The organism is Cribrihabitans neustonicus, assembly GCF_048820895.1.
Classification (GTDB): Bacteria; Pseudomonadota; Alphaproteobacteria; order Rhodobacterales; family Rhodobacteraceae; genus Cribrihabitans_A; species Cribrihabitans_A neustonicus.
In genome coordinates this window covers 146,058-158,279 of sequence record NZ_JBMERQ010000007.1, presented here as the reverse complement: position 1 = coordinate 158,279, position 12,222 = coordinate 146,058, and the positions used below count along the sequence as shown (strand labels likewise).

The 12,222-nt window shown below is 60.9% G+C and carries 8 protein-coding genes; 6 read left to right on the top strand and 2 right to left on the bottom strand.

From position 1 onward, the window contains the following. A partial coding sequence (locus tag ACOHWE_RS15250; protein WP_420667572.1) for a calcium-binding protein occupies positions 1-586 on the top strand: 586 nt, incomplete at its 5' end. Here the strand turns inward: ACOHWE_RS15250 and ACOHWE_RS15245 are convergent. Then, the gene (locus ACOHWE_RS15245; protein WP_420667575.1) at positions 508-1,110 is read right to left on the bottom strand and encodes a LysR family transcriptional regulator; all 603 of its coding nucleotides are present in this window, start codon (positions 1,108-1,110) and stop codon (positions 508-510) included. The two genes, ACOHWE_RS15250 and ACOHWE_RS15245, sit on opposite strands and share 79 nt — an antisense overlap. Positions 1,111-1,329: 219 nt before the next feature. Between ACOHWE_RS15245 and ACOHWE_RS15240 the strand changes: the two genes are divergently transcribed. The 4 genes from ACOHWE_RS15240 to ACOHWE_RS15225 all read left to right on the top strand — a co-directional run bounded on the left by ACOHWE_RS15240 (position 1,330) and on the right by ACOHWE_RS15225 (position 9,825). Further along, positions 1,330-2,994, top strand: a complete 1,665-nt coding sequence (locus ACOHWE_RS15240) for a GMC family oxidoreductase (RefSeq protein ID WP_420667571.1) — start codon at positions 1,330-1,332, stop codon at positions 2,992-2,994. A gap of 213 nt (positions 2,995-3,207) precedes the next feature. Beyond that, positions 3,208-3,345 (top strand): hypothetical protein, encoded by a 138-nt coding sequence (locus tag ACOHWE_RS15235; RefSeq protein WP_420667570.1) that lies wholly within the window; start codon positions 3,208-3,210, stop codon positions 3,343-3,345. Positions 3,346-3,829: 484 nt separating this feature from the next. Then, positions 3,830-7,261 (top strand): trifunctional glycoside hydrolase family 18/polysaccharide deacetylase/glycosyltransferase family 2 protein, encoded by a 3,432-nt coding sequence (locus tag ACOHWE_RS15230; RefSeq protein ID WP_420667569.1) that lies wholly within the window; start codon positions 3,830-3,832, stop codon positions 7,259-7,261. Beyond that, entirely contained in the window at positions 7,258-9,825 is a 2,568-nt protein-coding gene (locus ACOHWE_RS15225) for a DUF3131 domain-containing protein (protein ID WP_420667568.1), read from the top strand. Before ACOHWE_RS15230 ends, ACOHWE_RS15225 begins: the two co-directional genes overlap by 4 nt. Positions 9,826-9,885: 60 nt before the next feature. On the opposite strand, the gene ACOHWE_RS15220 is transcribed toward ACOHWE_RS15225, so the two are convergent. Continuing rightward, positions 9,886-10,515 (bottom strand): hypothetical protein, encoded by a 630-nt coding sequence (locus tag ACOHWE_RS15220; protein WP_420667567.1) that lies wholly within the window; start codon positions 10,513-10,515, stop codon positions 9,886-9,888. Between the two features lie 309 nt (positions 10,516-10,824). Here ACOHWE_RS15220 and ACOHWE_RS15215 point away from each other — a divergent pair, with 309 nt between their 5' ends. Continuing rightward, complete coding sequence (locus ACOHWE_RS15215; RefSeq protein WP_420667566.1) at positions 10,825-12,219, top strand: MBL fold metallo-hydrolase; 1,395 nt, start codon at positions 10,825-10,827, stop codon at positions 12,217-12,219. Positions 12,220-12,222: the final 3 nt, after the last annotated feature.

The window sequence follows — 12,222 nt, the reverse complement described above, 5'->3', positions numbered from 1 at the left end:
GATGCTGACCGGCAATGCCGACGGCATCGTCTCGCACGACTACCTGGCGGGGACGGCCGGTGCGGCGGACTTCTTCTACGGCGGCGCGGGCAACGACACGCTTGAGGGCTTTGGCGGCGGCGACCATCTGGACGGCGGTTCGGGCAATGACGTGCTGAGGACGGCCGGCAGCCCCGGCGGCATGATGAACACGCTCCTGGGCGGCAGCGGCGGCGACACGCTCCATGGCGGCGAAGCGGACGACATGCTCGACGGCGGCGCGGGCGACGATGTGCTGACCGGCGGTGCGGGCGCCGACCGCTTCGACTTCGGAATCCAGTCGGACGGGTTTGAATTCAGGTCTTTTGGCGCTGACACCATCATCGATTTTTCTGAAGGTGACATGCTTGAGGTAAATGGCTGGGGCTTGGGTTCTATGGATGCAAGCTTCAGCCTGCAGGGCAGCGACACCCTTATCCTTATTGAGCAGGGAACGTCTCATGAAGCCACAATTCTGCTTTCGAACTATCATCTCTCTGCGGACGGCTGGAACCTTTCCGGGGAATACCTGACAGTGCTGGGGGCTGGCACGAGTGAAATGCTCTGACTGCAGGCCCAAATGCGGCAGCGGTGCTGCACGGCCTTCTTTGCGGTGGGGGTGCGCGGCTGGTCCGACGGCATGGCATCCACTTCGTCTGGTGCGGCCAGGTAATACCCTGCGCCGATCTGGCGGCGCTCCAACTTGCCGAGAATCTCGCCGCTGACGCCGTGCGCCAGTTCGGTGCTGATAATCGGATGCGCCGTGCCAGGGCCGCTGAGCAGACGGCCTAGGCGAATGAACTCCGGGTCGACAATGGTGCCGGTTCTGAGCCTGCCCGAGACCTGTCCGCACCGCGGGCTGGTGCTGCGGCGGTACTCGGCCATCGCGTTCAGCAGTTGCGCAGCCTTGGGCAGGATCGCCGCGCCGCCCGAGGTCAGGCCCAGCCCTCGCGGCGTGCGCCGGAACAGGGTGATCCCGGTGTCCTGACGCAGCCGCTTGAACTGGTGGCTGACCGCCGGCTGGGTTAGGTACAGCACCTCCGCCGCCCGCGACACGCTGCCTTCGCGCGCGGCGGTGACGAAAGCGAGGATGCTGTCCAGGTTTGAGTATCTGTCCTTATTACGATCCCTATTATCGCGCTGAGAAATTTGGCATTAGGAATGTGCCGTAAGTCTCTTTATACCCATGGAAGATTCTGCGCCGGCAGGAAAGTGCTGCACCGCCTGCGCTCCGGTCCCGGTTCCGGCCCGGCTCACCGGCGGGCGGACCTTTCTCTGGGCGCTGCTGGGACAAAAAAGGGGGACACCGCCATGCCGGATAGTGGAACGGAATTCGACTTCATCGTGATTGGCGGCGGCTCCGCGGGCTGTCTGCTGGCCAACCGGCTGAGTGTTGATCCGGGCAACCGGGTGCTTCTGCTGGAGGCCGGCAAGGCGGACAATTACCTGTGGATCCATATCCCCGTAGGTTATCTTTATTGTATCGGCAATCCGCGCACGGACTGGATGTACAGGACCGAGGCGGACGAGGGATTGAACGGCCGCGTGCTGCGGTACCCGCGCGGCAAGGCACTGGGCGGCTGCTCGTCGATCAACGGGATGATCTACATGCGCGGCCAGGCCCGCGATTATGACAACTGGGCGCGGGTCAGCGGAGAAGAGGAGTGGAGCTGGAACAGCTCGCTCAGCGATTTCAAAGCCCATGAAGATCACTACAGGCTTGACGGCGGTGCCGATCCGGAGAGGGGCGGCAATGGCCGGGTTTCCGACATGCACGGCCATGGCGGCGAGTGGCGGGTGGAGAAGCAGCGGCTGCGCTGGGACGTGCTCGACAGCTTTGCAGAAGCGGCAGTGCAGGCGGGGATCGAGAAAACTGACGATTTCAACAGCGGCGACAATTCCGGTGTCGGCTATTTCGACGTCAACCAGCGCTCGGGCTGGCGCTGGAGCACGTCGAAGGCATTCCTGAGACCGATTAAGTCGCGCCGCAACCTGACAGTTTGGACCGAGGCGCAAGTCGAGAAACTAACGTTCAGCAAAGACGCCAGTGGCGGGCTGCACTGCTCGGGCGCGCGAGTCCACAGGAAGGGCCAGGTGCTGGATGTCACCGCCCGGCGCGAGACGCTGCTTTCGGCCGGGGCGATAAACTCGCCGCAGATTCTGCAGCTGTCGGGCATTGGTCCGGCGGCGCTGCTGCAATCGCACGGGATCGAGGTGCTGCGTGACGCGCCGGTGGGCGGGAACCTGCAGGACCACCTGCAGATCCGCGCAGTGTTCAAGGTCAAGGGCACCCGCACGCTCAACACCCTGGCGGGAAACCTGCTGGGAAAGGCGATGATCGGCGCAGAGTACCTGTTGAAACGCTCGGGCCCAATGAGCATGTCGCCCAGCCAGCTCGGCGCCTTCACCCGTTCTGACCCGCACCGAAGCCATGCCAATCTCGAATACCACGTGCAGCCGCTTAGCCTTGAGGCCTTTGGCGAGCCGCTGCATGATTTTCCGGCGATGACCGTCAGCGTGTGCAACCTCAACCCGACGAGCAGGGGCCATGTGCGCATACGTTCCGCCAATTTCCGTGATGCTCCGATGATCTCACCCAACTATCTGGCGACCGAGGACGACCGCAAGGTCGCTGCCGACAGTCTGCGGCAGGTGCGTGAGATCATGTCGCAGCCAGCGATGCAGCCTTATGCGCCCGAGGAATTCAAACCCGGTCCGCAATATCAAAGCGACGAAGACCTCGCCAAACTGGCCGGCGACATCGCCAGCACGATCTTCCACCCGGCAGGCACCGTGAAAATGGGCCACCCCGAGGATGAAAGCGCCGTGCTCGATCCGCATTTGCGGCTCAAGGGGGTGGCGGGGCTGCGTGTCGTTGATGCCAGCATTATGCCCGAGATCACCAGCGGCAACACCAACTCCCCCACCTTGATGATCGCGGAGAAGGCGGCCCGCTGGGTCCTTGCAGGCCAATAAGCCCGGGCCTTTCCCCCCCCTTTCACGCCCTCCGGAGGAGCCATGCGAAACTGGTTCTCCAACCTTCCCCTGACCAGGAAAAAGTGTTCGGCTTCGGGCAGTATATCGCCAGGCTTGGTCCGAAGAGGCAGTTGGGCGGCGCACAGTCTCCGCCGCTCAGTTGCAAGGAGCAACCAGAAGTATCGCCGCGCAGGCAGTTCAAGTAAGCGGTTCGTGTTCGCCGACAGCCTTTATAGCCTGACGCAAAACGCTGAAGGATGCCGAATTCCCGATCAGCCTAAGGACATCCGCCGGCCTACTCGGCAGCAGCACCCGGCCGAGGAGAAGATCCGCATCGTGCTGGACGGCTAGCGTGGCGGAAAGATCCCCGCCGGGCTGTGTTGCCGGTTTAACAGAGGATACGGAACCGGCGCCTGTCCGAGAGTGTGCTGGTTGCGAAGTTCAGTCTCCAACGCCGGTCAGGTCATCGCGGAATCGCCATCCGCGCCCTTGGGCATCTCAACGCGACGATGTTTCGGGGACCAAAAAATGAACCAATCGCGGCTGCTCACGCCGGACTGTTAACAGAGCATGGAGGTAATCGGGGAACTTTGTCGCAAATTTGAAGTTATTTTGACAAAGGGAACAGCAATCAGCAGGCTGGACCCTATCTGGCTTGATCTGCATGCCGTCGCGGGAAGAGTTGTGGGGACAACCGCCGCGGCCTGTCGGCAGCAGTGCTGGCCTGATCTGGGGGACGGGGGACCGTGGCTGACGTTGTCGGTAGTAAGTGTTTGGCAGCTGTGTGCCTGCCGACGTCTGGTGCGCATTTCTCGCTTATGCGGAGTGCGGCCGGGTGACGCGGTTTGTCTTTCACCAGGACAAGCTCGTGTCCAGCAAGGCTGCAGCCAAAGTGTTTGAGGATCCCCAGAGGATCCGCGGCCGCCGGGTGCGGGCTCTCGTTATTTTTGCCGTCACAGCTATTCTGTGCTGGGCGATATTGTTTCTCAACGGAGCGTTTTCCCTGCAGTCTGCCCTGCGCGAGATGAACCCGTTCTACGGCGCTGCGCGCGGACATGATCATGTTGCCGGAGGCGGTCACGACCTGTCCCATCACGCCGGTTATGCCAGCCCGGGCCCTGGTCAGTCATCTCCGCAGGCATCGGGCCTCTGCCGCGCAGGGCCCAAACAGCCTTATCTTTCTGCTATGGCTGACACCGCGGCACCCAGGGTTTTTGCTCACGTTCCGGTTGGCATGGAGCGCGCGCATCTGTCGCTGGAGGAGAGCTGCGGACATGCTGGTGTTGTCGTGCCGGATTGGATCCGCATTGGCGCGGAGCACGGCAGCCCGGGGGTATCTTTGGTCAGCAAAGATATGCGGATGGCAATGGAGGAATACATTGCCAGCTCTGAAATCAAACCTGTGGTCCTTCCGATTGTTCAGCTGGATCCGGCGTTCAAGGTGGGGGCCCTTCTCGGCAAACTTGCGGATTCTGAACAAGCTGTCTCAATTGCTGCCCGCCTCTCTCTGGCGGTCACCGCATTGCAAGCGCAAGGCGCGTGCCTTGATTTTTCCGGGCTGACGGCAGAAGGCGCCACGCGCCTGCGCCAGTTCGCAGCCTATTTCTCCGAAAGCTTCCGGGCCCAGGGGCTGACCGCCTGTGTTGTCCTGAGCGGTATGCAGCCATCATGGCGGGATCCAGACGTCGCTAAACTGTTCGACCAAGTTATTCTCAAGGTGTTTCAGCAGCCCTGGACAGGTTCGGTACCCGCCCCGCTCGCCCCGGAGAACTGGTTCGCAGAGGTAGCGGAAGGAGCAGTACAAGCGATTGGGGCGGACAAACTCATCATCGCGCTTGGTAACTATGCCGTCGAATGGACATCCGGCGTGCCGGAGCCGGAGACCCTGTCCTATGCGGCGGCGATGCACAGGATTTCGGCCGCGGGTGCGGGGCTTCGGTTCAGCGCCAAGACCTCCAACAGCTTCAGCCGATACCGGGATGAACAGGGGCGCCAGCGCCAAATCTGGATGCTGGATGCGGCTTCGGCTCACAATCAGATGCTCCGGTTGGAGCAATTGGGCGTCGCCAACATCGCTATTTGGTCACTTGGAAGGGAGGACCCCGGGGTTTGGAAAGTTCTGCAGAATTGGAATGCCACCCAGGATGTACTGGGTGCCGAACTTTCTGTGGCCGAGCTAGGGAACTTTGTGAACTACATCGGGGAAGGCGCGTTCATGAGGGTTGCTCAGCAGTCTTCCGCCGGGGTGAGGCAGCTCGAGTTCGATCCCGGTACCGGCCGTATCTCCAGCCAGACATACAGCATTTTGCCCAAACCCTACACCATCGAACGCTATGGAAAGGCCGGCAGCCGGAAACTGGTGCTGACCTTTGATGACGGCCCGCATCCAAAGTACACCAAGCAGATTCTGGACATTCTGCATGAAGAAAAGGTGCCTGCGGCATTTTTTGTTGTCGGCACCAGCGTCATGAATGCTCCCGAACTGATTGCACGGATGATCGACGAGGGACACGAAATCGGGGCCCACACGTTTTCGCATCCGCGAATGGATCAAATCTCGAAGACCAGGGCGGAGCTGGAGTTTTCTCTCCTGGACAAAATCCTGGCCGGGACGGCGGGCCGCAAGACGCTGCTCTACCGGGAACCGTTTCTGCGCAGCGGCGGTCCGATCAGCGCAGAGGGTGTCGCGTCATTGGAGGCCGCGCAAGCCCGCGGATCGATTATCGCCGGCATGGACATCGTGCCCAGGGACTGGGAAGGCTGGGACAGCGAGCGGATTGCAAGTCATGTTATCGGTCAAGTCGAACAGGGCGCGGGCAATGTAATACTGCTTCATGACGGCGGTCAGGACCGGACCGCAACAGTCGCTGCGGTCAGATCCATAATCGGCGCGCTCAAGGCTAAGGGGTATGAATTTACTGCCCTTGCAGACCTTCTCGGCACCGACAGGGCCTCGCTGATGCCGGTGGCGGCGGGGGGGGCGCCTGCCTTCGACCGGGTGTCCTTCTCCATGGTCTGGTTCGCGCAGCAGGCAGTCATTTTTGTGTTTTGGACTGTCCTTGTTATTGGTGTGCTGCGCTCCGCAGCGGTCCTTGTGCTGGCCCTTTCCAACCGGCGTGAGAAATACGTTCCGCTTCGCAGGCTGCCGAAAGTCGCAGTGGTCATCCCTGCTTACAATGAGGCAAAGGTTATCGCTCGAAGCATCGAAAGTGTGCGCGCCAGCGGTTATAAGAACCTCGAAATCATCGTGGTGGATGACGGCTCCACGGATGACACGCTGATTGAAGTCCTCAAATTCGGCCGCCAGAGCGGGATACGCCTGATTTCGCAGCCTAATCAGGGAAAATGGAGCGCCTTGAACCGGGCTATCTTAAGCGCCGGCACCGAATTCGTGGTTTGCATTGATGCGGACACCCAGGTTTGCAAATCCTCCATCGCCGAGCTGATGAGGCATTTCGCAGATCCGAAGGTCGGCGCGGTGGCCGGAAAGATCATTGCGGGCAACAGGGTCAACCTGCTGACCCGCCTGCAGGCGCTCGAATATGCGACCTCGCAGAACGTGGACCGCAAGGCCTTTGACAAGATCAACGGGATCCTGGTCGTCCCCGGGGCGATCGGTGCCTGGCGGGTGGAAGCGTTAGAAAGGGCCGGGCTTTTTACCGACGAAACACTGACCGAGGACACGGACCTCACCATTCAGGTGAATCGCGCGGGATACCGCGTGATTTATGAGCCCCGGGCCAGAGGCTATACCGAAGTTCCCGAGACGACAGGTGAGCTGCTGAGGCAGCGGCTGCGCTGGTCCCTCGGCATGTTCCAAAGCGCATGGAAGCATAAGAGGGCAGTTTCCGAAGGGCGCTCAGTGGGTCTCATTTCTATTCCGGACATGTTTGTGTTCGGCTACATCTTTCCGCTGCTGGCGCCGGTTGCGGATCTGTTCGTGATACTCTTGCTGTACAAGCTGGCAGCGGGCGGCTGGGCAGGAGATGTTGGCGCATCGCAGTCCGCACAACCCGCGCAGTATCTGCTGGCCTATCTGGCCCTGCCGGCGCTTGAATTCCTCGTTGCCGCTGTTGCCGTCGCTTCGGATGACGACGAAAGCAACTGGACTCTGCTTCTGTTCCCGCTGCAGCGCCTGATCTACCGTCCGCTGCTGTATTTCTCGGTCATTCGAGCCATACTTCGCGCAGTTAACGGCCGCTTGGCCAGCTGGGGCACCCTGAAACGACAAGGCCGGGACTACGGTCTCGCAGCAGCGAAAACATGAAACGCAGATCCTTCCTGAAATCGGCTGCTGCCAGCATGTCCGTGTTCCCGGCAAGCGGAATGGCCTCGGTGCTTCCGAGCCCCGTTGCACAGGCCTATCCGGTTCTCACTGGCATCACTGAGGATGTGTCGGTTCCGCATCTGATTGCGGTCTTGGATGCCTTCATCGACCGGAACCTGCCGCTGACCTGTGTGGTTTCCCCTTTTGGCAGGGATGGAAAGCCGCTTGCCCCCGGCTCCAAACTTGCTCAGGTGCTCAATGGGTACCAGCTTGGCAACAGCGGTCTTGAAATCGCGGCCTTCGTGCCCGACTTGCCGGTACTCTCCGAGCATTTCCAGGCCCGGGCGGCGTTTGAGGCCGTCCAGGCTGTGCAGAACACTTTGCGGACTTCCATTGCCGCCGGGAAATCGGGCCCGGCCGTGAAAACACTTGCCTGTGCGGAGGCGGCAATCCCCATGTCTCCCCGTGGCGTGCGGTCCGCCGGGGTTTTCAATGTCTTGGTTATCCCTGCCCGGAGCGGCAGCGTCCGGTCGGAGACATGGGACAACGGCGTGGTGCGGCTTTTCGGCGGCAGCCTTATATCCCTGAGCGGCCTTGCGGCACCGACGCACGGAACTGACCCGCAGGCTACCCAGAACCTCTATTATCTGCCTGCCGGAGACTTCTCCAAATATCCTGTTGCGCAGCTGAAACGGGCCGTGAACCATTTTGCCAGTACGCTGGAAGAGAAAGAGGTTGACGGTGAGCATTCGCTTCTCTCCGTGTCCGACGTCCAGCTGAGGGATGACTACCGCTTCAGCCAGTCCCTGTGCTTGCACCTGCTGCGGCCGTTGCCGGAAGAGGCAGCGAGGATGGGCGCGTTTTCTGCCTTTGCCGGGTTCCTGGCCAAGGAAGGAATTGCGTACACCGCCGGTCCGGATGTGGCGGCGGCGAACGGGCCGGGCGCCGACGGTTATTGGATCCCGATGGACATGCTGCCAGCGCCCGAGGCCTCCCGGTCCGGTCCGGCCGGAATGAGTGCCATCGGGGTCGACTTTCCGGGTGCAGCGGACCGCCCGGAAATAAAAACTGTCATGCCGCTGGGTCCGGGGATCGGAGTGCTATTTTCCGCTGACAGCACCGGGCCGCAAGGCTTGAGCCATAATGGCTTTCTCCACCTGCCCAGGCACGTGATCAGCGCGGGCAGGCCGGTTGCGTCATTGCAGCAGGTTTTGCACGGCACCGGGGACAGGATCGTCTTCGTGGAAGCCGATGCACTCCTTTTCCCGCCAGAGAGGAAGGCCCTGGAAGCCATGCTGAAGGAGCTGCACGCCGGTAGCACGGTTGAGTTTATCCCGCTGGATCAATACACCCGGCGGATTGCTCCGGCAGGACCCATCCCGAAGCGGTACCGCAGGGCGGCCGCGGCTGCTCCTGGGCTGTCAAAGGCACGCACTCCGCTATCGCAGAAGATGCGTGCGGAATTGCTTGACGATGCCCGCGTGGCTTGGCGGTACTTCGAGAACTTCACCGATCCGGGTACCGGCTTGTGCCCCGCAACCGTGAATTTCGCGCCGGGAGGGCGGCAGCACAAGGCTGTCACGATGTGGGATGTCGGCAGCCAAATAAACGGACTGATCGCAGCGTCGCAGATCGGCTTGATCAGCCGCAATTCCCTCGAAAGTGCCATCCACAGAATTCTGCCCAACATCGCGGGCCGCACATCACAGCAGCGCCACCTGCCGCAGGGTTGGATCAGGACCGACCGGCACAAATGGGGCAACAGGGATTTCGATGGCTCCGACGCCGGCCGCCTGCTTGCAGCCCTGGACAACCTGCGGCGTCACAGCAGGGCGGGGGACCAGCTTGCCGAACTGGTCGGTGCCTGGGATTTGGAGAAAGTGATTATCGGCGGCGAAATCTTTTCCGTTAAGGATGGAGTGCTGAAAACATCGTTTGTGTCCCACAGCGCCCACTATTCGGCTTTGGCATTCCGCCGCTGGGGTCTCTCTGTCAAATCCCCGTATGAGGTCTTCTCCCAGCGATCTGTCCCCGATGGGCAAATGGCCCTCCTGGAAGCGGCGGCCAGGATCGGGCCGATCGGTGCCGAGCCGCTGCTGCTGGAAGCTATGGAACTCGGCATGTCGGCTGAGAGCGCGTTTCTAGCCGACGTGCTGTTTTCGGCACAGCTGGAGGAATATGGGGAAACAGGGCGGCTAATTTGTGTGTCGGAAGGGCCAGTCGACAGGTCCCCATGGTTTTTCTACCAAGGATTGCAATTAGATGCCGGCAGCCGCACTTGGGCTATTGATACGGTCGGCCAGGAACCGGAATACAGAACCCCCGCCTTCCGCGAGGCGAACCTGGTTTTCAGCACTAAGGCCGCTTACCTTTGGTCTGCCTACCAGCCGCATGACTACTCCAGGAAGCTTCTCAGGTTCGCCCGTGACAAGGCCAGGACAGAGAACGGCTTTTGCTCCAGCATATATCTGAAAAGCGGTGAGCCCACATCCGCTTACACCGATCTGAACACCAACGGGGTCATATTGCAGGCCATCGCCCATCACCTGACAAACGCGGGCTGATGGCTGCCCGAAAGCCACCAGCCAACAGAGGCACCCGGAAGCGAGGTTCTTTCCGCTGCTTCAGAATGTGGCGCAACCGGATGCTGCAATCTCACCCGGAGCAACCGGATAGCCTGGCGCGGGGTTCATGATTACGGTTTGGATTCCAGTAATCCGGTTCATGCAGGCGTCAACCCAGCCTTCGTCGAGGCCGCGCCCGCCGACATAGATATCCAGCCAGTCATGGCCCTGATACCCGGTGTGGCAGGGGCCCGACTGGGGCTTCGGGCCATCTCCGCAGAGATCTTCGACGATGGCGTATCTTTTCAGGTTCTGGATATAAAATCTTGTGCCGGCAGGGTAGTCCATGTAACTGCGCCCGTTGCGTTTCGAGTGCCCTACTGCAAGGGTCACAGGATCGTCATAGGTGCCGGTTCCGCCTGCCTGCCTATGGATAACCGGGCGCGCGATTTGGGCTGAACCGCGGGGTGTATTGTCCCAGAAGCTGTAACCGGTCAGGAATATGTTCATGTTTTGTTCTTGTGTGCCGTCCGCGAAACGCCCGATTTCGCCGACAAACCCGTCTTCGATGCTCAATCGGGTACTCTGCGCGCCGTAGTTGTTTACCCCTGTTTCGACCCGTCCTCCGCATGCGGCGAGGGCAAGCAAAGCGCCGGATGCAAGTCCCGCTCTGGTGAAATTGACGTTCATACCATCATCCTATTCAACCCAATATCCAATTGCTGCGAAAGCACGGTCAGAGTGCAGCCGCCGATGGGGGGAAGTATTGCGCGAAATAAATTACAGCCGCTTAATGTAATTGGTAAAATTCTAAATAGATGCGGGTTTTGCGGAGCTGCGGCTTCGCTCCAAAACCCTTTTCATTTTGTTTAATTTGAAATGGAAGCTGCCGAAACCAGAGGGTTCGATTAACGGGTGACCCCGCCGGCCAGAACGCGGCGGACTGGTAGTGGAACGAAACCGATCGCCAAAGCGTTACCCGCGAGAGGAGGTGCCGCGATGACTTTGCGTTTCGAACAGATCCTGGCCGACGGCGTTGCCGAGTGCTCCTACTTGCTGGGGGATGATGCCGCTCATGTCTGTGCGGTCGTCGATCCCCGGCCCGACGTCGATATCTATCTGGAGGCTGCACGCCGCTTCGGCCTCGCTATCACCCATGTTTTCGAGACGCATATCCACGCCGATTTCATGAGCGGCGCACGCGAGTTGGTGGACCGTCTCGGCGGGCAAGCCAAGCTCTGTGTCAGCACGGAAGGCGGCGCCCAATACGGCTTTGATCACGAGGCCGTCCGCGATGGCGACGAATTCCGTTTCGGTGAATTGCGGTTGCGGGCCCGCTTCACACCTGGCCACACCCCCGAGCACATGAGCTATCTGCTTTATGAAGGTGAAACCGAGACCCCTTGGGGTGTACTCTCGGGAGACGCATTTTTCGTCGACAGCGTCGGGCGCCCCGATCTCCTGGGGGATGATCAGACGGAGGAACTGACGGAGAAGCTGTTCCACACTGTTCGCGATGTCTTCATGGCACTCCCGGACGGCGTGATTATCTATCCGTGCCACGGGGCAGGTTCGGCCTGCGGGCCTGACATCGGCGACCGAATGTCGAGTACCGTAGGTTATGAACGGCGTTTCAACAGCTACGCCCGGATCGAAAGTCTCAAGGATTTCAAGGAGGCGGTGCTGGGTGACGCGCCGCCGGTGCCAACGCACTATCCGCGGATGAAAAAGGTCAACGCAGAGGGGCCTGAGGTGCTGCGGAACCTGCCGCGCGCGGTACCCATGACCGCCGAGCAATTCGCAAAGGCGGCTAAGAACGGCGCCCAGATTTTGGATACGCGCGACATGATGGCGTTTGGTGCGGGTCACGTGAAAGGCGCGCTGAACATCGGAGCGCGCCCCGAACTCTCGGTTTGGGCCGGCTGGCTGCTTGACCCGGAGCGGCCGATCTATCTGGTGCTGAATGCGGATGACGATCTGCCCGGCGTGCTCAAGCTGTTGTGGCGGACAGGCTTCACCAAATTCGGGGGGTATCTCGCAGGCGGGATGAGGGCGTGGCGGGAAGCGGGCCGGCCTTTTCAGCAGATCCCGCAGGTGTCAGTCCACCAACTGAAGGAAGCAAGCGACATCACGCCGCTGGATGTCCGTAAGCCCGACGAGTGGGAAGCGGGGCACATTCCGGGAGCCACTCACGCATTCCTCGGCACGCTGCGGGAACAGCTCGACGGCCTGGACCGGTCGGCCGCCTACGCGACGTACTGCGCAAGCGGTTTTCGTGCAAGCATTGCTTCCAGTCTTCTCTCCGCTCACGGCTTCACGAACATCCGGAACGTCCCCGGCAGCTGGAAGGCCTGGACCGCAGCCGGCTACCCCGCAGAGAAGCCAAGCAATTGATGG

Excerpts from the sequence above, each read along its gene's own strand:
- ACOHWE_RS15240 (WP_420667571.1), top strand. The coding sequence starts at position 1,330 with ATGCCGGATAGTGGAACGGAATTCGACTTCATCGTGATTGGCGGCGGC.
- ACOHWE_RS15225 (WP_420667568.1), top strand. The coding sequence starts at position 7,258 with ATGAAACGCAGATCCTTCCTGAAATCGGCTGCTGCCAGCATGTCCGTG.
- ACOHWE_RS15220 (WP_420667567.1), bottom strand. The coding sequence starts at position 10,515 with ATGAACGTCAATTTCACCAGAGCGGGACTTGCATCCGGCGCTTTGCTT.
- ACOHWE_RS15215 (WP_420667566.1), top strand. The coding sequence starts at position 10,825 with ATGACTTTGCGTTTCGAACAGATCCTGGCCGACGGCGTTGCCGAGTGC.